Below are 20,358 nucleotides of genomic sequence, written 5' to 3'. Positions count from 1 at the left end.
CCGGCGCCCGCCCCGGCCGGCGGAGAAGTGCGGGCCGGGCCGGGCGGCCCGGCCCCGGGTCAGAAGCGGAAGACGTAGTTGCTGGCGGTGGAGGCCACGCAGTCGCTGGAGTACGTCCTGGTGAAGTCGACCGGCTGGAGGCGCCAGGTACCGGTCACGGTGACGGTGACGGGCATCCAGACGGGCGGGCAGGCGATGCCCGTGGCGTGCGGGAGCTTGTCGAACTGCCCCCCGACGGCGGCGAGTTTCGTGCAGGCGTCCTCGGCCGTGGGGTGGCTCCCTCCGGTCGGTTCGCACAGGAGGGTGACCTGTTCGACGGCGGGGCCGCTCCAGCTCGTGCCGGTCTTGGTGATGACGAGGTTCGTCGGCGACGCGGCGCCGGCCGAGGCCCCGGACGGCACGGAGGCAGGGGCGGCGGCCGCCGGGAGGACGGACGCGGCGGTCGCCGCGAGCACCGCGGCCGACAGAACTCCGAGTCTCTTCTTCATGTTCCTCCGCTCACTCCTCCGGGTGTTCCCTCAACATCGCGCAGCGGACGCCACCCGACAAGGTGGTACATCGGCCACCCTCCGGCCCGTCCGCGGCACCCGGATGCTCCTCACCCACCGGTTCCACAACCGTCCCGACGTCCCGCTGAGTCGCGCGGAGTTCGCCGACGGCGCCTGGGTGATCACCGCCCAGGAGAAGCTGCGCCTGCCCGAGCCGGCGGGCATGCGCTGCGTCCAGGGCCGCGACGGCGTCCTCTGGCTCCGCGGCGGCGACACCTGGACACGGGTCGACGTCTGAGCCACCACGGCTCGACCGCCCGGTCCCCCGCCGGGCGATGCGCCCGAAGGGCCTACTGTGCGCCCATGGAACGGAATCAGCTGTTGGACGCGACGATCGCGGCCTGCCGGAACCTCATAGAGACCCGCTTCCCCGACGACCCCTCACGGGGCGCGGCCGCGGTGCTGCTGGACGACGGGACGATCCTCACGGGCACGAGTCCCGACTTCGCGAACTCCAGTGTCGAGCTGTGCCACGAGGCCGAGCCCTACTGCGCCGCCTTCCGGCTGGACCGCGCGGTGGTCGCCTCGCTCTGTCTGCACCGGACGGAGGAGGGACGTTTCCTGGTGCTGAGCCCTTGCGGGGTCTGCCGGGAGCGTCTGGCCGGCCACGGCCCCGACGTCCTGGTCGCGGTCCCCGGCGCCTCGGACCCCACCACCGTGCGCTGGGTGACGTTGCGGGAGGCGTTGCCCCACTACTGGGCATCGATCTTCCCCGAGGACACCCCGGAGTGGGCCTCGTAGGCGGCCGGCAGCACGTGTCGGCGGACACCGCACTGCCGGCTCCAGGCTCCACCGGTCGTTGCCGTCCCACAGCCGGCGGGCGAGGCCGGCCGGCGTCGCCCGCCGGCCGGCGACGGGCACATCCGTCAGTCCTCGCCGAAGTCGTGGTCGGGGTGGTCGGCCTCGCCCACGCGCCAGTAGCCACGCGTGGTCACCTGCGGGCGCGGCAGCATCCGGTCGTCGAGGAGGTACGACCGGGCCGTGCGGACCGCCGACGCCTCGCAGGCGATCCAGACGTGCGTGTCGTCCCCGAGGCCGGCCCGGCGGAGCGCGTCGACGAGGGCGGCGCCCGGCTCGCCCGCCCGGTCGTGCCAGGTCACCTCGACACCGGCTGGTGCCGGCAGGCCGATGCGGTCCTCGGCGCCCTCGGCCTCCAGGTGCACCTGCCCGGTGACGTCGTCCGGCAGCGCTTCCAGCAGCGTGGCGATCGCGGGCAGGGCGCTCTCGTCGCCGCCGATCCACCAGGAGGCCGCCGCCGGGTCGACGGAGAAGCGGCCGCCCGGACCGCCGATGGCGGCGCGGCAGCCGGGCTCGGCCCGCGCGGCCCACCGCGCTGCGGGGCCGTCGCCGTGCAGGACGAACCAGACCTCGAGGGTGCCGGCCCCGGCGTCGAAGCGCCGGGGTGTGTACGTCCGCATCGTCGGCCGGCCATCGGGCCATTCGAGGCGGCCGTCCGGGCCGGCCACCGGCCGCGCGACGTTGCCCTCGCTGTCGGGCAGGAAGAGCTTGATGTGCGCCGTGGGGGCGGGCTCGGCGAAGCCGGCGAGGGACTCGCCGGCGAACACCACCGCCACCGTGCGAGGGGTCAGCGGCCTGACGTCGACGACCTCGACCTGGCGCGGCGGTGGACGTCGCGGGCCGCCGGGGCGGCCTCCGCGTCGGGGACGGTCGGAGTTCGGGGGGAGGGACAAGGGGTGCTCCTTCACTTGCCGGCGCCGCCCGGGACGGGCGCGCCGATGAACCGCTCGGCCAGGCCCTCGGAGCCTCGGGCGAGCATGGCGACGTCGGCGCCGACGAGGACGAACGACGCGCCGTCCTCGAGGTAGGCCGACGCGACGGCCGGGTCGAAGGCGTTGACGCCGACGGGCTTGCCGGCGCCGCGGACGGCCTCGAAGGCGCGCCGGACCGCGGCCACCACATCCGGGTGGGTCTGCCGGCCGAGCAGGCCCATCGACGCGGCGAGGTCGGACGGCCCGACGAAGACGCCGTCGACCCCGTCGACCGCGGCGATCCCGGCGGCGTTCTCCACGCCGGTGACCGACTCGATCTGGACGAAGAGCGAGACGTGCTCGTCGGCTTCGGCGAGGTAGTCGTCGACCCTGTTCCAGCGGGCCGACCGCGCAAGCGCCGACCCGACCCCGCGGATACCGCGCGGCGGGTAACGCACCGCCCGCACGGCTGCGTCGGCCTGCTCCGCGGTGTCGATCATCGGTATCAGGATGTTCTGGGCGCCGAGGTCGAGGATCTGCTTGATCATGACCGGCAGCAGGCCCGGCGCACGGACGAGCGGGCTGACCGGGTGGGCGGCGACCGCCTGGAGCTGCGCGAGCACCGACCCGAGCTGGTTGGGCCCGTGCTCCATGTCGATCAGCAGCCAGTCGAGGCCGCTGCCCGCGCAGATCTCGGCGACGAGCGGGCTGCCGCTGCACACCCACATGCCGACCAGGGGGCGGTCCGACGCGGCGAGCGCCGAGCGGAAGGTCGTGGGGAGGTTCACCGGAAGCTGCACGAGATCGTTCCCATCGTTGCGTAGTCGCAGAGCACCGAGTCGCCGCGCGACACCCACATCGGGCGGGTGAAGGACCCGGCCAGGACCAGCTCGCCGGCGGCCAGGCCGGTGCCGTGCTGGTGGAGCTTGTTGGCGAGCCACGCGACGCCCGTGGCCGGGTGGTTGAGCACGCCGGCGGCGACACCGGTCTCCTCGATCGTCTCGTTGCGGTAGAGCAGCGCGGAGATCCAGCGCAGGTCCACGGCCTCGGGGGCGACCGGGTTGCCGCCGAGCACCAGGCCGCCGTACGCGGCGTTGTCGGAGATGGTGTCGACGATGGTGCGGCCTTCGAGCTCGAGGTGCGAGTTGAGGATCTCCAGCGCCGGGACGACGTACTCCGTCGCGCGGAGGACGTCGAAGACCGTGCAGTGGGGGCCCTCCAACGGCGCCTTGAGCAGAAAGGCCAGCTCCACCTCGATCCGCACGTTGGAGAAGTCGTCGAACGGCACGACCGCGCCGTTCTCCCATACGGTGTCGTCGAACATCACGCCGTAGTCCGGCTCGGTGATGCCCGTCGCCGCCTGCATCGCCTTGGACGTCAGGCCGATCTTCCGGCCGACGAGGCGGCGGCCGGCCGCGATCCGCCGGTCACGCCAGAGAGCCTGGATCGCGTAGGCGTCCTCGACCGTCGCCTCGGGGTGCCGGGCCGTGATGCGTGGCAGCACGGCGCGTTCGGCGTGTGCGCGCTCGAGCTCCGCGGCGAGGTCGGCGAGGGTCTGGTCCGCAAGCATGGTCAGGCTCCTTGGTCCGCGCGGTCGGCGCGCTCGGTGCGGAAGGCGTCGAGGGAGCGGGTGCGGTGCCGGCGCACGGCCTTCTCGATCTGGTCGAAGGTCCCGCCCCCCTCGATGAGGTCGATCAGGTCGTCGTGCTCGCACACGGACTCCTGGGGCCGGCGGGGGACGAGCCCGAAGATCGAGTCGCGCATGTGGCCCAGCCGGGACCACTCCACCTCGACGGCCTCGAGCAGCCGGGGGTTGGGGCACGGGGAATAGAGGATGTGGTGGAACTCCTGGTTGAGCGTGCTGAAGAGCCGCGGGTCGAAGTCGGTGAACCCGCCGCGCATCACCGCGTTGAGCTCCCGGGCGCGCGCCAGGTCCCGCCGGGTGAGATGCGGCGTCGCGAGCGCCGTCGCCGCGCTCTCGAGCACGGTGATGACCTCCATCGCGTGGATGTAGCGGTCCGGGTCGACCATGGCCACGCTCGCGCCCACGTTGCGCTCCAAGGTCACCAGGCCCTCGGCCGTGAGGCGGTTGATCGCCTCGCGGACCGGCACCGCGCTCATGCCGAGCTGAGTGGCCAGCGTCGACAGGACGAGGCGGTAGCCGGGACCGAAGGACCCCGAGGTGATCCGCTCACGGATCCACTCGTAGGCGGCCTGCGACTTGCTCGTGGCCCGCGACGCGCCCGTGGCCCGCGACGCGCTCGCGGCACGCGCGGACCCGGCCCGGGTCACGGGGCGGCCCGCACGGTGTCCGACCGGGCGGCGCGGTCGGCCTCGTACCTCGCCCGCCACTCGGCGTTCATCGGGAAGAGGCCCTGGACGGGGTGTCCGGCGGCGACCTGCCGGGCGATCCAGCCGTCCTCCTCCTCCTGGGCGATCGCGGCGTCGGCGATCTCCTCCGCGATCCCGGGCGGGATCACGATGACGCCGTCGGCGTCGCCGACGAGGATGTCGCCGGGCTGCACGGTGGCTCCGCCGCACGCGATGGTGAGGCCGGCGTCCCAGGGGATGTGCTTGCGGCCGAGTACGGCGGGGTGCGGGCCGGCCGTGAAGACGGGGATGCCGACGGCGGCGACGGCCTCGGTGTCGCGCACGCCGCCGTCGGTCACGACGGCGGCGGCGCCCCGTGCGTGGGCACGGATCGCCAGGACGTCGCCGAGCGTGGCCGCCCCCTTCTCGCCGCGGGCCTCGATGACGAGGACCTCACCCTCCTCCACGGCGTCGAAGGTGCGCTTCTGCGCGTTGTGGCCGCCGCCGTGGCGCGCGAAGAGGTCCTCGCGGAAGGGGACGAAGCGCAGCGTGCGGGCCGTGCCGACGAACTTCTGCCCCGCCACCAGGGGTTGCACGCCGTCGATGAAGACGCCCTCGAGTCCCTTGCGGCGCAGCTGGGCCGAGAGCCCGGCGACGGGCGCCGACGAGAGCTTCTCCCGCAGCGCCGGGGTCAGGGGGGAGTCGGGTGTGGTGTTCAAAGGAGAGCTCGCTCCGACATCGTGTAGGGAATTGTGGTTGGATTTGTGTCATGGCGAGCAAGACCGAGCAGGCGTTCCTGATCCTCAAGGAGCGGATCATGGACGGCACCTACGGCCCCGGGCATCGCCTGGTCATCGACCAGCTGGTGCGCGAGCACGGCATCAGCTCGGTGCCCTGGCGCGAGTCGCTGCGCCGGCTCCAGGCCGAGGGCTGGGTGGACATCGTGCCCAACGTCGGCGCACTGGTGGCGACGTTCGACACCGACGCCTGGCAGCGCGGCCTGCACATCGTGGCGCGCCTCGGCGGTTACGCGACGGCGCTGTCGGCGCCCCACCTGACCGAGGCGGACCTGACGGCGGCCCACACGCTCGACCGGCAGATGAAGGAGGCGCTCGCCGCCTTCGACCCGGCCCGCTTCGGCCGGCTCAACCGCGAGTTCCACCAGCTGCTCGCGTGCCGCTGCCCCGACCGCCGCCTCGTCGACATGGTCGACAACGAGTGGGCCCGGCTCGAGATCGTCCGCAGGTCGGCCTTCTGGTACGCCCCCGGCCGCGCCCAGGCGGCCATCGCCGAGCACGAGGGCATCCTTCAGCTGATCGAGTCCGGCTCGTCGGCCGAGGCGATCGAGGCGGCCGCGAAGCAGCACGAGATCAACACCATCGAGGCGGTTACGCAGTACGAGGCCACCCTGCCGGACCGTCGGTTCTGAACGGGGCACGGATCACTCGCCCCGCTCGCGCCACCGGGCGATGAGCGCCTTGGCGTAGTCGTTGCCGTTGGGGTGGCGCAGCGTCGTGTGGACGTGGAACCGCGCGGGCAGCTTGTTGGTCAGCCACACCCCGGCGTGGTCGTCGAACTCGGCGATCAGCACCGGGCTGTGCACGCGGAAGTAGAACGGCTGCGAGCCGTCCGTCGCGCCGTACCAGGAGAACCACGTCTCGTGGACGTGCGCGTCGTACTCCGCCAGCGCGAGTGCGCGCTGTCCCTCGACCAGCAGGTCCAGGAAGTCGGCGACGACGCGGCGGAGCAGGTCGCGCTGCGGGCCGTCGAGTTCGCCCGCCGGAATCCCCTCGTACGGGACCACCCGGTTGTCGCGGAACGCGCCCGCGACGTGCCGCTCGTCGGCGGGGTGCAGGCGCCCCTTGGGCATCGCCGGGTCCAGGACGGACCCGAAGACGACGGCCCGGGCGCGCTGAGCCTTTGTCAGGGAGCCGGCCAGCTCCAGGGCGATCCGCTCACGCGCCGCGAACAGCGGCGCGCGGGGGCCGTCCTCGGCGTCGGCGAGCGCGGGCTCGGCTCCGAGGAAGACCGGCGCGATGACGTGCCGGCCCCCCACGGAGACGAAGTTGACGGCCACGTGGTGGCCGAAGAGCTGCCAGCCCCACGGTTCGCCCCGCGCGCCCGCCGCGGGGTCGCCGAAGAGGGAGAACCAGTAGCTGTGCCGGTTCATGACCGTGGGCAGGCCGACCAGCTCGCCGAGGTGGCCGTTGAGCTCCATCGCGCCCGAGACCTGGGTGTACCCCTCGGCGCTCAGCGAGGCGCGGAGGACGTCGTGGATCGCCGACCTCTTGTCGTCGGTGAGCACCTCCATCCTCAGTCCCACCCGGTAGACCATGAACTCGGGGTTGCTCCACGCCCGCCACTGCGGTGCGTCGACGTCGTAACGCACCGCGTCGAGCTCTCCGGGGGTGAGCATCGCGAGGAAGCGGCCGGCCGCCTCGGCGGGCTCGCTCGCGGAGTGCGACGGCGCGGGGCCCGACGGCCCGGTGCCCGGCAGGGCGTAGAGCCCTTCGCGCACCGTGCCGTCGGAGGTGATCCCGACGAACGGCTCCCGGTAGAGACCGTCCCAGTGGGCGAGGAGGTCGCGCAGGAAGGGCGCCTGGTAGCGGTCCTGGGCGAACTCCTCGTAGGTCATCCCGCGGACCTGGGCGAGCCTGGGGTCGTCGAGGTCGGGCAGGAAGGTGCGGTAGCTCTCGTCGGTGAGCTCGACCGCCTCGTCACGGCCCGCGGTGCGGGCGGTGGTGAAGAAGCCGTCGATGTCCTCGTCAGGTCGGGTGCTCATGGTCTCGCTCCGCTCGGTGCGGGTCAGATCGGGAGGTCGAACATCTTCTTGGCGTTGCCGTACAGCACGGCCTCGCGGTCGGCGTCGCTGATGTCGAGCTCGTTCTTGACGAAGTCGACGCCCTGGCTCATCCAGGAGCGGAAGACGGGGAACGAGGAGCCGAACATGTAGTGGTCGGCGCCGTTGATCTGCAGGGCCGCCTCGATCTGGATCTTTCCCCACGAGTGGGGGTGGGTCAGGTCGAAGAAGATGTTGTTCTCGAGGTACTGCTTGATCTTGTCGCCACCGCTCGTCGACAGGCGCTGCATCGCCTCGCCGGCCTTGGGGGCGTGCGGGGTGAGCAGGGCCGTGGCCGCGAACCAGTTGCCGCCGAGCATGGTGTGGATGAACTTCAGGTCGGGGAACTCGTCGAACATGCCGCTGAAGAGTTCGCGGCCGACCGCGATGCCCTGGTCGATGATGCGGCCGTACTCACGGCGGAAGTTCTGGTAGTCGATGACCGACTTCCACTCCACCGGGAGCGGCGTGTGGTGGACGATGACCGGGACCTTCTTGTCGTTGAGCACCTTGAGGTAGGGCTTGAAGGCCTCGTCGTCGAGGTAGAGCTGGCCGTAGTGACAGGCCAGTTGGACGCCCACGGCGCCGTTGTCGAGGCAGCGCTCGAGCTCGTACACGTTCTCCTTGCCGCCCCACGGCGGGACGCAGGCGGTGGAGAAGAGGCGGCCTTCGGACTCCGCGACGATCTTGGCGGCGTTGTCGTTGACCGCCCTGCACGTCTCGAGGCCCAGCCACTCCTGCCAGACCGGGACGCGCATGACGCCGTAGTCGACGCCGGCCTCGTCCATCGCCTTCAGCTTGGCCTCGGTCGAGTAATCGCCCTCGACGTAGTTGAGGTTGGGGTAGCCCTTCGGCTTCTCCAGCACAAGCTGCTTCTTGCCGTCCTCCATGGTGATGACGCTGGCGATCTCCCCGAAGCCGCGGGGGGCGCTGTCGAGGAAGCCGTTGAGGATCTTCTCGTTGGTGAAGAGGTCCTCGGGCAGGTGGTGGATGTTGATGTCGACGACGGTCATGACGCTCCTCGCGTGGTGCGCTCGCGCAGCCTGGTGCGCGGGCTGTTGGTGTAGATGGCCTGGACGATGTCGTGGGGGGTGAGCTCACCGGTGAGCTCCCGCTCGACCACACCGTTGTCGAAGACGAGGACGCGGTCGCACAGCAGCGCGAGTTCGTTCTCGTCGGAACCGGCGACGAGCACGGCGCGGCCCTCGCGGGCGGCCTCGCGGACCGCCTCGACGATGGTCTTGCGCGCGCCCACGTCGACGGCCTGGGTCGGTTCGTGGAGCACCAGCAGCGACGGGTCGGTCGCCAGCCACTTGGCCAGGAGCACCTTCTGCTGGTTGCCCCCGCTCATGGTGCCGAGCGCCGCGTGCGGCCATGGGGGCCGGACGTCGAGACGCTCGATCCAGTCGGCCGCCCGCTGCTTCTCGGCGCCGCCGCCGAGCGGCCGCAGCTTGGCCGATGCCTTCGCGGTGCAGGTCTGCGGGAACGCGATGTTCTCCGTCACGGTCATCGCGCCGACGAGGCCCGCCGACTCGCGGCCCTCCGGGACGAGCGCGATGCCGTTGCCGATCGCGGACGCCGGCGACAGGCCCTTGAGCGCGACGCGTCCCGCGGGCAGGGTCACGGTGCCGCCCTTGGCCCTGGCCACACCGCTGATCAGGTAGGGCACGTCGTCGTGCCCGGACCCGCTGAGGCCCGTGACACCGACGACCTCCCCGGGGCGGAGGGTCAGGGACAGCTCGCGGACCCCGCCTCCCGTGAGCCCGTCGATCACGACGGGGGCGGCTTCGCTCTCCGCGGCCTCGGCGGTGCGGCGCTCGAGGCCCTCGACCTCCCGCCCGAGCATGAGGTGCGCGAGCTCGGACTTCGTCATGCCCTCCACCTCCTTGCCGGCCACGACGACCTCGCCGTCGCGGAGCACGGTGACCCGGTCGGCCGCCTCGACGACCTCCTCCAGGCGGTGCGTGATGAGCAGGGCGGAGGTGCCGGTCGCGACGATGCGGTCGAGCAGGCCGAAGAACCGCTCGAGCGACTCACGGCCGAGGGCGCGTGTCGACTCGTCGAAGATGACGATGCCGCCGCCTTCCTCGAGGTCCTGCACGGCACGGGCGATCGCGACGACCGCCTTCTCGTCCTCGTGCAGGTCCGCGACCTTGGCGTCGAGGGGGATCCGGCGCGGACCGAGCCGTTCGAAGACGGCCTCCGTCGCCTCGGCCTCGGCCTTCCAGTCGATCCGGCGCCAGAAACGCGAGCCCTTGTACCGGCCGAGCCGGGTGTTCTCCAGCACGGTGGCGTCCGGCACGAGGCCGAGGCTCTGATGGACGACGGCGACCCCCGCGGCGCGGGACTCGTCGGGCCGGACCGGGAGGCGCAGTTCGACGCCGTCGACCGTGACGCGGCTGCCGGGGTCAGGTCGGTGGAGGCCGGTGAGGATCTTGGCGAGGGTGGACTTGCCGCACCCGTTCTGCCCGACGAGCGCGTGGATCTCTCCGGGACGCACGTCCATGGTGACGTCGCGCAGCACGGTGGCGCTGCCGAAGGTCATGGAGACCGCCTCGACGGCCAGCCGGGGGCCCGGCGGGAGGGCGGCGTCTCCCGCCGGGGCCGGCACGGTGTGTCCGCTCACGCGATGCCCCACAGCTTCTTGAAGTCCTCGGAGAAGCCGGCCGGGCCGAACCACTCGCCGGAGAGCTCGGCCTCCTCGGTCAGCTCGACGTCGCCGATGTTGTCCTTGGTGAACAGCCGGGTGGGGATGGTGTACTCCGGCACCGGCTGACCGAGGATCAGGCGCAGCGCCGCGTCGGTGTTGACCCAGCCCTGGTAGGCCGCGGCCTGGGCGGTGGCGGCCGCCAGCGAGCCGGACTTGACGGCCTTCATGCCGCCGAGGGAGACGGAGCCGGTGACGACCTTGATGTCCGTGCGCGACGCCTGCTGGACACCGCCCTGGGTGGGCTGCAGGTACTGCTCGAACTGCGAGTCGACGTAGGTGATGGCCGGGTCCTTGAGCAGCGCGGCACTGGTCGAGGAGGGGATGAGCGCGAAGTTGGAGGACGTGACCTGGTTGACCGTCAGCTTGCAGTTCGGACAGTTCTTCTCAAGCGTGGCCCGGCCTTCGGCGACGTAGGCGGCGGGCGACGGGCCGTCGGAGCTCTGGTTGATCAGGATGTTGGCCTTGCCCCGGGAGTCCGCGGTGATCCAGTCGAACAGGCGGACCTGCTGCTCGCCGCCGGGAACCGGCACCCAGGTGAGCGTCTTGGAGGCCGGGTGCGCCGGGTCGGGCACCTGGTTGCTGATGACGACCGGGATGCCCGCCTTCTGCGCGGCATCGAGGCCGTTGCCCGCCAGCTTGTACGGGATGGCGTCCGCGATGACGGCCGCGGCCCCGGCGTCCGTCGCCTGGCCGATGCAGCCACCGATGTCGGTCGGCGTGCCCTTGCCGTCGCAGACCTGGACGCGCAGGCCCGCGGCCTCGGCGGCGGCGGTGAGGGTCTTCTCGGTGGTGGTGAACTGCGGGGCCTGCTTGGTGATCGGGATGTAGAAGATCGTCCTGCCGGCCAGGGAGTCGACCTTGTCGAGCTTCTCCGTCGGGACGGGGTAGGCGTCCAGCGGCTTCATCGCGGTGGCCAGTTCGTCGCCGGCCGCGGAGGACGGGGCGGCGTCGGCGGATCCGGTGGCTTCGGAGTCACCGCCGCAGGCGGTGAGGGTGCCGGCGAGGAGGGCGATGCCGGCGGCCGCGGCCCATGTGCGGGGGCGTCGGCGTGGGGTGAGGCGTGCGGGTCGGCGTGCGGATCTCATGGCGAAACTCCGTTGTCTGCTGAGGGCCGGGCGGGGCAGGAGTGTTCCGGGGAGGAACGGCGGGTGGTCAGCGCGAGCGGTTGCGCAGCACCGTCGAGATGGTGACGGCGACGACCAGGACGCCGCCGTAGAAGACACTCGTGATCCACGAGGTGGCTCCCAGGAGCTGGAGCCCGAGCACGCCGGTCGCCAGGAAGAAGACGGCTATGAGGGTGCCGATCGGGTTGAACCGTCCCGGCTGCAGGATCGCCGTGCCGAGGAACGTCGCCGCGAAGATCGGCAGCAGGTAGCTCTGCGACACGTTGGGGTCGAAGCCGCCGGTGGCCGCGGCGGAGAGCACACCGCCCACGCCGGCGATGAGGCCCGCGACGACGAAGGCGCCCACCCGCAGCCGCGTGACGCGCACACCGGCCAGCCGGCTGACCTCGCGGCTCTCGCCGACGAACCGCATGTTGCGGCCCAGCGGCGTGAAGTGCAGGACGTAGGCGAACCCGAGCATGAGCACCAGCCCGTAGAAGAAGCTGATCGGGAGGCCGGCGACCGGCAGGAGCGCGATGTCCTTGAAGTCCGTGGGGAGACCGCCGACCGGCATCAGGTCGGAGACCCACAGCGCCAACCCCAGCAGGAAGGTGCCCATGCCGAGCGTCACGACGATGGTGTTGACGCCCACCTTGACCACCAGCCAGCCGTTCACGGCGCCGACCACGGTGGACAGGACGAGCGAGGCGAGCACCGCGGCCCCCACGCTCCACCCGTGGTTGACGTTGAGGATCGTCAGCATGATGGCCGCGAGTCCGAAGTTGGAGGCGACCGACATGTCGACGAACTCGCCGACGACGATCGTGCAGAGCAGCGCGGCGGTCAGGAAGACGAGTGCCGCCTGGTTCTGACTGCCGAAGATCACCTTGAAACTGCCCGACGTCAGGAACGTGTCGGGACGCAGAACGGCGAAGAGGGCCGCGAGCACGATCCAGACGCCGATGACCGCGAAACGTGAGGCGAACCAGACCGCACCCTTACCGCTCTTCACGGACACGGGAGAGCTGGGGGCAGGTACCGGCGACGGCGTCACGCCGGTGGCCGGCTGTGCGGCCGAGGACATGTCTGACATGGGATCTGACGCTCCCTGACTAACTGGCGCGATGCGGGCTGTGATGTCGATCACCGATCGGATCGTGTACGAAACGATATACACAATCGCCTGCGACGCAACCCTTCGAGCACGTCAAATCGCAGTTGAAATCGTACACGATCTCCTTTACGGTTCTCGGGCACCCTGTGGTGCGCACCACATCGGCATGCGCGGAGAGGCGGAACACCGTGACCTGGAAAGTCGGCCGGGACGTCGAGTACCGGCACGAGGGGACCCGCATGATGGGCCTGGTCGTGCCCCCGCCGGGCCGGGCGGCCGACGACTCCGCCGCCGCGGTCCTGCTCCTGCACGACGCCTTCGGCATCAGCGAGGAGATGACCTGCCACGCGACGCGGCTCGCCGGGGCCGGACACCCCGTGTTCATGGCCGACCTGTGGGGCGAGCGCGCCGCTCCCGCCTCCCCGGCCGAGATAGGACCGCTGATCGGCTCCATGACCGGGAACCGCGACCGGTGGCTGGGGCGCGTCGCCGCCGCCCGCGCGGCGCTCGCCGGGCAGCCGGAGTTCTCCGGCCGCCCGCTGGTCCTCCTCGGCTACTGCTTCGGCGGCTCCTCGGCGCTCGAGTACCTCCGCACCGGGGCCGAGGTCGCCGGCGTCGCCGCGGTGCACCCCGGGCTCGACCTGCTCGGCCAGGACTGGAGCACCCCGGGTTCGGGCTCGGTGCTGCTGATGATCGGCGCCGACGACCCCATGGCGACCCCTGCCCTGCGCAGCCGGCTCGTGGACCACCTGAGCTCCGCCGGGCTCGACCACCAGCTCCACCTCTACAGCGACACCACCCACGCCTTCACCAGCCGGAAGGCCGCCGACTCCCCCCAGCCCGAGCTGTTCGCCCACAACCCGCTCAGCGCCGGACGCGCCTGGACAGCCACCACCGGCTTCCTCACCGAACTCTCCGCTCCCGCCTCCTGACGGCGCCCCACGCCCCTCTCCCCAACCCCCGACCCCGCACCCCGCACCCCGCACCCCGCACCCCGCACTCGACGAGGACGACATGACCACATCAGATCTCGACATCGCGATCATCGGCGCCGGGCCGGCCGGCCTGCTCACCGCGCTCCGCATGCACCAGCAGGGCTTCCGCCCGACCGTCTACGAGGTCGTGCCCGAGCTCAAGCCGCTCGGTGTCGGCGTCGACATCAAGACCGTCGGCACCGCCGAGATCGACGACCTCGGCCTGCTCGGGGAGTTCCGCGCGATCTCCGTCGACGCGGAGGACTCGATCTTCTACAACCACTTCGGCCAGGAGATCTACGCCGAGAAGTGCGGCGTGCACATGGGCTATCTGCACGAGCAGCGCTTCGTGCACCGCGGCACGCTCCAGATGCTGTTCCACAAGGCCGCGCTCGAGCGCCTGGGCCCGGACGCGATCCACCTCGGCGTCGGGGTCACCGGCTATTCGCAGGACGGCACCGGCGTGACCCTCCACCTCCGGTACGCCGACGGCAGCACCGGGCAGGCCCGTCACGCCGCGGTCGTCGCCGCCGACGGCATCAAGTCCGCCATCCGCAGGCAGATGTTCCCCGACCTCGCCGAGCCGCACTTCTCGGGCATCACCATGTGGCGCGGCACCACCCTCATGAAGCCCTTCCGCAACGGCCACACGATCCTGCACATCGGTGACCCGAACATCGCCTCGATGATCGTCTACCCCATCGCCGACGACTTCGAGGGCACCGGCAGGACGCTGGTCAACTGGGTCGCCGAGACCAACGGTGAGGAGACCATCGAGGACTGGAACCAGGTCGGCGACATCAGCGAGGTCATCCCGCTCTTCGACACCGTCGACCTGCCCTTCCTCGACGTCCGGCGGATGATGCGCGAGGCCCGCGAGGTCTACCTCTTCCCGCTGATCCGCCACGACCCGCTGGACAACTGGGTCGACGGCCGGGTCGTCCTGCTCGGCGACGCCGCCCACGCGATGTACCCCCGCGGCGGCAACGGCATCACCCAGGCGATGCTCGACGCCCGTGTCGTCGTGCAGAAGCTCGCCGAGACGCCGGACGACCCGCACGCGGCCTTCGTCGCGTACGACGCGGCCCGCCGCGAGGGCGTCAACCGGATCGTGCTGAACATGCGCGGCGAGGGGTACGAGGTCATCCGCCGCATGGTCGCCGAGCGCACCGGGGGCGCGCCCTTCGACGACATCGAGCAGGTGCTCCCGCTCGCGGAGGCCGACGAGATCTTCAGCAAGTACCACGCGCTGGTCGGCTCGCCCCGCCCCGGCTTCGAGGCCGGCGAGGCGACGGGCTACCGCACCGACGACCGCGCCGGGTACGGGGCCACGGCATGAGCGCCGCCCCGGTCGTCCTGGCCGACGAGGCCACGCGCGCGGCGATCCTCGAGGTGGAGGAGCGCCGCCGGCGGGCGCTGCTGGAGATCGACCTCGACACGCTGCGCGACCTGTACGACGACTCGCTGATCCACACCCACGCGCCGGGTCTGACCCACACGAAGGCCCAGCTCCTGGAACACGTCGCGAACCGGGCGCCCTACAAGGGCGCCATGCGCGGCGAGCTCACCATCCGGGTGATCGGCGACGTCGCGATCATGACGGGCCGTCTCACCAACCGCCTCGGCAGCCCGGACGGCTCCGAACGCACGGTCGCCGGCCAGGTGATCCAGGTGCTGCGGCGCTGCGAGGACGGCGCCTGGCGCTTCGTGAGCTTCCAGATGACCCCGGACGGCGAGCACGTCTGGACCCCCACCACCGAGGAGAAGGCCGGCCTCGACAGGATCGCCCAGGAGGAACAGCAGTGAAGATCGCACGCTTCCACACCACCGACGGGCCGACGCGGCTCGGCCGTGTCGACGGTGACCGGGTCACCGACATCTCCGACGTCGTCGGCGGCACGTCGCTGCGGACGGTCCTGCCCCTGCTGCCCTCGCTGAAGCAGGCGATCCTCGCGGCCGACGGGCCGTCGCACCCGCTGGCCGACGTGGTCCTCGAGGCCCCGATCGACGATCCGCAGAAGTACCTCGGCATCGGCATGAACTACAAGGAGCACGCCGAGGAGGCGCGCGCGGCGGGCATCCCGGTGCCGGAGAACCAGATGTGGTTCAACAAGCAGGTCTCCTGCATCGTCGGCCCCTACGACGCCGTCGTGAAGCCGGGCATCTCCGACGCCCTCGACTACGAGATCGAGCTCGGCGTGGTGATCGGCCGGCGCTGCAAGCACGTGTCCGTCGAGGACGCCCGCTCGGTCGTCGCCGGCTACCTCGTCACCAACGACGTGTCGGTCCGCGACTGGCTGCAGAAGAAGTCGCCGACGTTCACCCTCGGCAAGTCCTTCGACACCCACGGCCCGATCGGCCCCTGGCTGACCACCGACGACGAGATCGCCGACCCGCACGACCTGCGGATGACCCTCAGCGTCAACGGCGAGGTCCGCCAGGACTGGCCGACCAGCGACATGGTGCACGACATCCACGAGCAGATCGCCTACCTCTCGCAGGTCTTCACCCTCATGCCGGGCGACATCCTCGCCACCGGCACGCCGGCGGGCATCGGCGCGTCGCGGGGCGAGTTCCTCAAGGTCGGCGACGTAGTCCGCGCGGAGATCGAGGGCCTCGGCCACATCGAGAACCGCGTCGTCGCCGAGGGCTGAGCGCATGGGCACCCGCACCAGCGTCGACCTCCCCGGGTTCGGCCACGTCAACCCGATCCCCGCCGCCGGCCGGATCGGCCCGTTCGTCGCGACCGGCGCCATCACCGGCCGCGACCCGGCGACCGGCGAGATGGCCCCCGATGCCGACCGGCAGTTCGCGCACGTCTTCGCCCATGTCCGCACCCTGATGGCCGAGCTCGGCGGCACGACGGACGACATCCTCAAGATGACGTTCCACCTCGCCGATCCCGACGACCGCGAGGCACTCAACCGTGAGTGGCTGGCGATGTTCCCCGACCCGGCCTGCCGGCCCGCCCGGCAGGCGATCGCGGCCCGGCTCGACCGCGGCGCCGTCGTCCACTGCGACCTGCTCGCGGTGCTCAGCGACTGAGGAAGGAACCATGACGCACCTGCCCGATTCCGCAGGCTCCTCGCCCGGCCCCATGACCTACGAGGCACCCGTCACCATCAAGCGGATGCTCTTCGCCACCTGGGCCCTGCTCGACTCGCTCCGCCCCGACCTCAAGGCCGCGGCGATCGTGCCCGACATGGACGCTCCGGGCCGTGTCGACTGGGACTTCATCCCCAAACCCGACCGGGCCGGCATCCCGCTGCACGCGCTCGACCGGCACCAGAAGGTCATCGCGCACTCGCTGCTCAAGGCCGGCCTCGGCATGCGCGGCTACAGCCAGGCGCTTTCCGTGATGGCCACGGAGAACATGCTGCGCGAACTCGAGGTGACCGAGCGCGGCTTCGGCGTCCTCGCCGGCAACTTCCGTGACCCGGAAGGCTACTGGTTCAGCTTCTGGGGGCGGCCCGGCTTCGAGGACACATGGGGCTGGCGGGTCATCGGCCACCACCTGTCCCTCAACTGCACCATCGTCGGGCAGCGTTATCTGACGGTCACGCCGCTCGCGATGGGCGCGCAGCCCGTCGGCGCCGGCGTGCTGGACGCGCTCGGCGAGAACGAGCGCCGGGCTCTGTCGATCCTGCACTCGCTCTCCCCCGACGCCCAGGAGCAGGCCGTCGTCCACGACGTCGCGCCCGCCGACTTCGTCACCCGTCAGGTGCCCTACGTGGGGGCCGAGGAATGGCCCGACTGGGTCGACCTCGGGATCGTCGGCTACGAGACGACCGACGAGGACCGCGAGCGCCTGCGCTTCGTGAAGGCCGACCCGTCGGGCATCAGCGGCGCCGACCTGACCGGCGAGCAGCTCGATGCCGTACGCGGCCTTCTCCTCTACTACGTGGAGACCGGCCCCGACGAGCTGGCCCGGCAGTACCGCGAGCAGGTGCTGGCGGCCGACCCGCGCAACCTCCGTTTCGCCTGGGCCGGCGGACGCGAGGCGAACACCGCCCACTACTACCGGATCTCCACGCGTGACCTGCTCGTCGAGGCCGACAACGCGGTCGCCGCGGGCCAGCACGTCCACGCCGTCTGGCGTGACCTCAACAACGACCTCGGCCACGACCTGCTGCTCGACCACTATGCGCGGCACGGCCCGGACGGCCGGCACCTGCGGCGTCGGCTGGTGTCGAACCGGCCGGCCGAGGACGCACCGCTCGAGACCGGCGGGTGGTACGTCCCGGAGGTCTATGTGAAGCACTGACGCCGGCGGCGCGACGGCGGCTGGACCGACGCCTCGATCTGCGCCGGGCCCTGCGCCTCGCCCTGCTCGACGACGCGGAGGCGTTCGTGCAGAGCCGCCAGCGCCTCCGCGGCCTGCTCGATCGCCGACCGGTGATCCGCGCTCAGCCCCTCCAGGGCCACCCGTATCGGCGCCGCCCAGCTGTCCGCGATCGCCTCGTGCTCCGAGCACCCGAGCGCGGTGGGCCTGACCAGCGTGATGCGGCGGTCCTTGGGGCTGCTCTCCTTGACCACGTAGCCACGATCGGCCAGGACCCGGATCGCCGCGCTCACATTGGGCTGACGCAGTCCGAGCGCCTGCGCCAGCTCACCGACGGTGGATCCCGGCGCGTCGATCACCTGCTTGAGCAACGCCAGCTCGGTGGTCGGAATGGGGCCGACGCCCGCCCGCTCGGGTGTCCGCCGGTGGACGGTCCACCCGAGCTCGCGCAGGACGTCGGCCAGCTCACGCTGGTGCGGGGAAGGGCTCATCCGGCCCATCGTAACGAACGCCCCCGCGGCGAGGCACAGCTCAGAGCGTGCTCAGAGGGGCTGGGCCATCACCTCCAGGACGTGGTCGGTGGCGGCGATGTTGTCGAAGCCCGGCTTGCGGCCCATCTCCCACTCCGCGATGTCCAGCGAGGTGTCCACGACGAGCTTGCAGCGCTCGAACCGGCGGTCGGTGTACTCCGCGAAGGCCGCCTCCGGGTCGTCATGCCCGTCGAGGCAGTCGGCCAGCACGACGCCGTCCTCGATCGCCTGGGCGGCGCCCTGCCCGAGGTGCGGCGTGATCGCGTGGACGGCATCGCCCATCAGGACGACGCGGCTCCTGTGCCATGGGGCGTCCACTATCAGGGACTCCTCGGGCCTCAGCACGATGTCGCGGTCGTCGGTGACGAACTCGTCGCGGATGCGGCCCATGAGGCCACCGAACGGAGCGAGGTACTCGCGCAGTTTCCCGGCGCTGTCCATTCCCGAGCCGGGGCTCTGCTTCGCCATGTGGGCGTTGTAGAAGAGGTAGGCCAGATCCTTGCCGATGGGGACGAGACCGGCCATGCCCGCAGGGCCGGCCTGCAGGATGATGCTGTCGATCTCCGGCAGCAGGGGAATGTTGACGCGGTAGGCCGACTGCCCGATGTAGGAGGGCGCGACCTCGCCCTCCACGACGTGGCCCCGGGTCCTGGAGTGGACGCCGTCGGCACCGACGACGACGTCGAAGCGGCCGGCGGAGCCGTCGGTGAAGGTGACGTCGACGCCGGCGCCGTCGTCCTCGAGCTCCGTGAAGGTCGTCGAGTAGCGGAGGGTCACGCCCGCCTCGAGGGCGTGGGAGGTCAGGATCGCGTGCAGCTTCGGACGGGTGAGGCCGTTCATCGGGGGCAGGTCGACACCGGGGACGGGCGTGCCCGGCATCTCCTTGATGAAGGTGCCGTCGGTGGAGTAGAGGCCGCCCCAGCGCCTGGCCGGGTAGCCGGCCGCGATGCAGTCCTGGGCACAGCCGATCATGTCGAGCGCCCGCAGGGCGTTCATCGGCTGGATGATGCCGACGCCGTGGACGGACGAGCGGACGTCCGGGTGGAGCTCGACGACCGTCGTGTCGAAGCCCTTCTGCTGAACGGCGATGGCCGCCGCGAGACCGCCGATACCTCCACCGACGACCAGGATCGAACCTCGGGCCATGACAACTCCCCTCCGATCGCGCGGCGTTGACGCGCGTCAGGCGTGTTGTGGCGTGCGCCACGGGCCGAAAAATACGGAGACATATATATGTCTGTCAATGGTTCTGACGACGCGGGTCACCGTTCCCGCGGTGCGAGCAGGGGATGTTCGCGCCGCCGTCTGTCATGTACAACAGCTCCATGCTGCAAGGGGAGACAAGATCCGCCGGGGAGTCCCGCACCGGCAACGGAGCCGGGCCGGTCTACTGGTTCACGGCCGCGCTCGCGGGGACGCTCGTCCGGGCCGTCGCACGGCGCGACTGGCGGGGCCGCCATCACCTGCCGGCGTCCGGCGGCTACCTCACGGCGGTCAACCACACCTCGTACGCGGACCCGTTCTCCTACGGCCTGTTCCAGTACCACAGCGGCCGTCCCGCCCGGTTCCTGGGCAAGGCGCCACTGTTCTCGGTACCCGTACTGGGGGCGGCGCTGCGCAGCATGGGCCACATACCCGTGCACCGGCGCACCTCCCGCGCCTCGGACGCGCTGGTGGACGCCAAGGAGGCGCTGGCCCGGGGCTGCTGCGTGGCCGTCTACCCGGAGGGCACCTTCACCGACGACCCCGAACTGTGGCCGTCCCGGGCCAAGACGGGCGTGGCCCGGCTGGCACTGGAGACGGGGGCACCGGTGATCCCGGTCGCCCAGTGGAACGCGCACGAGCTCATCCCCGCGGCCGGCAGCGTGGTGCGCCGCTCCCGGCCCTGGTACCGGCGGACCGTGCTGCGGGTGATGGCCGGCCCGCCCGTGGACCTCTCCGACCTGCGAGGGAGGGAGATCACGGCACCGGTCCTCGAGGAGGCCGGGCTGCGGATCATGGACGCGATCACCACGCTGCTGGAGGAGCTCCGCGAGGAACCCCGCCCCGCCCGCAAGTCCCGCCCCGCCCACGAAGCCGGCCCGGACTCACGGGAGGACCGCCGGGCGGGCGCGGCCTGAGGGTTCCGCGTCAGCATCTCCCCGCCGGCCGGTCCGCCCGGCCGCCGAGAACCGCAGGCAGGTGACCGGGCGTCCCCGCCCTGCCGCACGCGGCGAAGACCCGAGGGCACCCCGGAACG

Annotated in this window: 23 protein-coding genes; 10 read left to right on the top strand and 13 right to left on the bottom strand. The window is 71.5% G+C overall.

Translation table 11 applies throughout. The features are described 5' to 3' along the window. Positions 1-59: 59 nt before the first annotated feature. A complete protein-coding gene (locus GBN72_RS31310; RefSeq protein ID WP_151775348.1) occupies positions 60-488 on the bottom strand; it encodes an SSI family serine proteinase inhibitor in 429 nt (142 codons plus the stop codon). A 103-nt stretch (positions 489-591) separates the two neighbouring features. Here GBN72_RS31310 and GBN72_RS31305 point away from each other — a divergent pair, with 103 nt between their 5' ends. Together GBN72_RS31305 and GBN72_RS31300 are read left to right on the top strand one after the other, a co-directional pair. Further along, positions 592-786 (top strand): hypothetical protein, encoded by a 195-nt coding sequence (locus tag GBN72_RS31305; RefSeq protein WP_151775347.1) that lies wholly within the window; start codon positions 592-594, stop codon positions 784-786. 65 nt (positions 787-851) lie between these two features. Further along, positions 852-1,289 (top strand): cytidine deaminase, encoded by a 438-nt coding sequence (locus GBN72_RS31300; protein WP_151775346.1) that lies wholly within the window; start codon positions 852-854, stop codon positions 1,287-1,289. A gap of 125 nt (positions 1,290-1,414) precedes the next feature. Here the strand turns inward: GBN72_RS31300 and GBN72_RS31295 are convergent, their stop codons facing one another. The 5 genes from GBN72_RS31295 to GBN72_RS31275 are packed head-to-tail and all read right to left on the bottom strand — an operon-like array spanning position 1,415 to position 5,286. Next, a complete protein-coding gene (locus GBN72_RS31295; protein ID WP_151775345.1) occupies positions 1,415-2,239 on the bottom strand; it encodes a siderophore-interacting protein in 825 nt (274 codons plus the stop codon). An 11-nt stretch (positions 2,240-2,250) separates the two neighbouring features. Then, positions 2,251-3,057, bottom strand: a complete 807-nt coding sequence (locus GBN72_RS31290) for an HpcH/HpaI aldolase family protein (protein WP_151775344.1) — start codon at positions 3,055-3,057, stop codon at positions 2,251-2,253. After that, positions 3,042-3,827 (bottom strand): 2-oxo-hept-4-ene-1,7-dioate hydratase, encoded by a 786-nt coding sequence (gene hpaH / locus GBN72_RS31285; RefSeq protein WP_151775343.1) that lies wholly within the window; start codon positions 3,825-3,827, stop codon positions 3,042-3,044. The genes GBN72_RS31290 and hpaH overlap by 16 nt, the downstream gene beginning before the upstream one ends. Positions 3,828-3,829: 2 nt before the next feature. Beyond that, positions 3,830-4,549 carry a GntR family transcriptional regulator gene (locus GBN72_RS31280; protein ID WP_151775342.1) on the bottom strand — a complete coding sequence of 240 codons (720 nt, stop codon included), beginning with the start codon at positions 4,547-4,549 and terminating at the stop codon, positions 3,830-3,832. Beyond that, positions 4,546-5,286, bottom strand: a complete 741-nt coding sequence (locus tag GBN72_RS31275; protein WP_151775341.1) for an RraA family protein — start codon at positions 5,284-5,286, stop codon at positions 4,546-4,548. The genes GBN72_RS31280 and GBN72_RS31275 overlap by 4 nt, the downstream gene beginning before the upstream one ends. Positions 5,287-5,336: 50 nt before the next feature. Between GBN72_RS31275 and GBN72_RS31270 the strand changes: the two genes are divergently transcribed. Then, positions 5,337-5,996, top strand: a complete 660-nt coding sequence (locus tag GBN72_RS31270; protein WP_151775340.1) for a GntR family transcriptional regulator — start codon at positions 5,337-5,339, stop codon at positions 5,994-5,996. Between the two features lie 12 nt (positions 5,997-6,008). On the opposite strand, the gene GBN72_RS31265 is transcribed toward GBN72_RS31270, so the two are convergent. The 5 genes from GBN72_RS31265 to GBN72_RS31245 all read right to left on the bottom strand — a co-directional run bounded on the left by GBN72_RS31265 (position 6,009) and on the right by GBN72_RS31245 (position 12,231). Beyond that, positions 6,009-7,349, bottom strand: a complete 1,341-nt coding sequence (locus GBN72_RS31265) for a DUF3500 domain-containing protein (RefSeq protein WP_151775339.1) — start codon at positions 7,347-7,349, stop codon at positions 6,009-6,011. A gap of 23 nt (positions 7,350-7,372) precedes the next feature. Beyond that, positions 7,373-8,419: an amidohydrolase family protein gene (locus tag GBN72_RS31260; protein ID WP_151775338.1), complete on the bottom strand. Its 1,047-nt coding sequence runs from the start codon at positions 8,417-8,419 to the stop codon at positions 7,373-7,375. After that, a complete protein-coding gene (locus tag GBN72_RS31255) occupies positions 8,416-10,032 on the bottom strand; it encodes a sugar ABC transporter ATP-binding protein (protein WP_246213023.1) in 1,617 nt (538 codons plus the stop codon). The genes GBN72_RS31260 and GBN72_RS31255 overlap by 4 nt, the downstream gene beginning before the upstream one ends. Further along, positions 10,029-11,201, bottom strand: a complete 1,173-nt coding sequence (locus GBN72_RS31250) for a sugar ABC transporter substrate-binding protein (protein WP_151775337.1) — start codon at positions 11,199-11,201, stop codon at positions 10,029-10,031. Before GBN72_RS31250 ends, GBN72_RS31255 begins: the two co-directional genes overlap by 4 nt. 67 nt (positions 11,202-11,268) lie before the next feature. After that, positions 11,269-12,231 (bottom strand): ABC transporter permease, encoded by a 963-nt coding sequence (locus GBN72_RS31245; protein WP_246213022.1) that lies wholly within the window; start codon positions 12,229-12,231, stop codon positions 11,269-11,271. Between the two features lie 290 nt (positions 12,232-12,521). Between GBN72_RS31245 and GBN72_RS31240 the strand changes: the two genes are divergently transcribed. From GBN72_RS31240 to GBN72_RS31215, 6 genes are all read left to right on the top strand, one after another. After that, on the top strand, positions 12,522-13,265 hold the full coding sequence (locus GBN72_RS31240) for a dienelactone hydrolase family protein (protein ID WP_151775336.1): 744 nt from the start codon (positions 12,522-12,524) through the stop codon (positions 13,263-13,265). 82 nt (positions 13,266-13,347) lie between these two features. Further along, a complete protein-coding gene (locus GBN72_RS31235; RefSeq protein WP_151775335.1) occupies positions 13,348-14,646 on the top strand; it encodes an FAD-dependent monooxygenase in 1,299 nt (432 codons plus the stop codon). Further along, entirely contained in the window at positions 14,643-15,113 is a 471-nt protein-coding gene (locus GBN72_RS31230; protein WP_151775334.1) for a YybH family protein, read from the top strand. Before GBN72_RS31235 ends, GBN72_RS31230 begins: the two co-directional genes overlap by 4 nt. Continuing rightward, positions 15,110-15,961 carry a fumarylacetoacetate hydrolase family protein gene (locus tag GBN72_RS31225; protein ID WP_151775333.1) on the top strand — a complete coding sequence of 284 codons (852 nt, stop codon included), beginning with the start codon at positions 15,110-15,112 and terminating at the stop codon, positions 15,959-15,961. The genes GBN72_RS31230 and GBN72_RS31225 overlap by 4 nt, the downstream gene beginning before the upstream one ends. Positions 15,962-15,965: 4 nt before the next feature. Next, positions 15,966-16,352, top strand: a complete 387-nt coding sequence (locus GBN72_RS31220; protein ID WP_151775332.1) for a RidA family protein — start codon at positions 15,966-15,968, stop codon at positions 16,350-16,352. Between the two features lie 10 nt (positions 16,353-16,362). Beyond that, a complete protein-coding gene (locus GBN72_RS31215; RefSeq protein WP_151775331.1) occupies positions 16,363-17,571 on the top strand; it encodes a DUF3500 domain-containing protein in 1,209 nt (402 codons plus the stop codon). On the opposite strand, the gene GBN72_RS31210 is transcribed toward GBN72_RS31215, so the two are convergent. Together GBN72_RS31210 and GBN72_RS31205 are read right to left on the bottom strand one after the other, a co-directional pair. Then, the gene (locus tag GBN72_RS31210; RefSeq protein ID WP_246213021.1) at positions 17,556-18,080 is read right to left on the bottom strand and encodes a MarR family winged helix-turn-helix transcriptional regulator; all 525 of its coding nucleotides are present in this window, start codon (positions 18,078-18,080) and stop codon (positions 17,556-17,558) included. The genes GBN72_RS31215 and GBN72_RS31210 overlap by 16 nt on opposite strands. A 51-nt stretch (positions 18,081-18,131) precedes the next feature. After that, entirely contained in the window at positions 18,132-19,265 is a 1,134-nt protein-coding gene (locus GBN72_RS31205; RefSeq protein WP_151775330.1) for an FAD-dependent monooxygenase, read from the bottom strand. Positions 19,266-19,444: 179 nt separating this feature from the next. Between GBN72_RS31205 and GBN72_RS31200 the strand changes: the two genes are divergently transcribed. Beyond that, on the top strand, positions 19,445-20,239 hold the full coding sequence (locus GBN72_RS31200) for a lysophospholipid acyltransferase family protein (RefSeq protein WP_151775329.1): 795 nt from the start codon (positions 19,445-19,447) through the stop codon (positions 20,237-20,239). Positions 20,240-20,358 lie beyond the last annotated feature (119 nt).

Source organism: Streptomyces abyssomicinicus (assembly GCF_008974245.1).
Taxonomy (GTDB): Bacteria; Actinomycetota; Actinomycetes; order Streptomycetales; family Streptomycetaceae; genus Streptomyces; species Streptomyces abyssomicinicus.
The sequence above is the reverse complement of the archived record's forward strand: the minus strand, read 5'-3'. Positions and strand labels throughout refer to the sequence as shown.

Bases quoted from the DNA above. Each gene is read 5' to 3' on its own strand.
- GBN72_RS31310 (WP_151775348.1), bottom strand. From the start codon at position 488: ATGAAGAAGAGACTCGGAGTTCTGTCGGCCGCGGTGCTCGCGGCGACC.
- GBN72_RS31305 (WP_151775347.1), top strand. From the start codon at position 592: ATGCTCCTCACCCACCGGTTCCACAACCGTCCCGACGTCCCGCTGAGT.
- GBN72_RS31300 (WP_151775346.1), top strand. From the start codon at position 852: ATGGAACGGAATCAGCTGTTGGACGCGACGATCGCGGCCTGCCGGAAC.
- hpaH (WP_151775343.1), bottom strand. From the start codon at position 3,827: ATGCTTGCGGACCAGACCCTCGCCGACCTCGCCGCGGAGCTCGAGCGC.
- GBN72_RS31270 (WP_151775340.1), top strand. From the start codon at position 5,337: ATGGCGAGCAAGACCGAGCAGGCGTTCCTGATCCTCAAGGAGCGGATC.
- GBN72_RS31265 (WP_151775339.1), bottom strand. From the start codon at position 7,349: ATGAGCACCCGACCTGACGAGGACATCGACGGCTTCTTCACCACCGCC.
- GBN72_RS31260 (WP_151775338.1), bottom strand. From the start codon at position 8,419: ATGACCGTCGTCGACATCAACATCCACCACCTGCCCGAGGACCTCTTC.
- GBN72_RS31250 (WP_151775337.1), bottom strand. From the start codon at position 11,201: ATGAGATCCGCACGCCGACCCGCACGCCTCACCCCACGCCGACGCCCC.
- GBN72_RS31235 (WP_151775335.1), top strand. From the start codon at position 13,348: ATGACCACATCAGATCTCGACATCGCGATCATCGGCGCCGGGCCGGCC.
- GBN72_RS31230 (WP_151775334.1), top strand. From the start codon at position 14,643: ATGAGCGCCGCCCCGGTCGTCCTGGCCGACGAGGCCACGCGCGCGGCG.
- GBN72_RS31220 (WP_151775332.1), top strand. From the start codon at position 15,966: ATGGGCACCCGCACCAGCGTCGACCTCCCCGGGTTCGGCCACGTCAAC.
- GBN72_RS31215 (WP_151775331.1), top strand. From the start codon at position 16,363: ATGACGCACCTGCCCGATTCCGCAGGCTCCTCGCCCGGCCCCATGACC.
- GBN72_RS31210 (WP_246213021.1), bottom strand. From the start codon at position 18,080: ATGAGCCCTTCCCCGCACCAGCGTGAGCTGGCCGACGTCCTGCGCGAG.
- GBN72_RS31205 (WP_151775330.1), bottom strand. From the start codon at position 19,265: ATGGCCCGAGGTTCGATCCTGGTCGTCGGTGGAGGTATCGGCGGTCTC.
- GBN72_RS31200 (WP_151775329.1), top strand. From the start codon at position 19,445: ATGCTGCAAGGGGAGACAAGATCCGCCGGGGAGTCCCGCACCGGCAAC.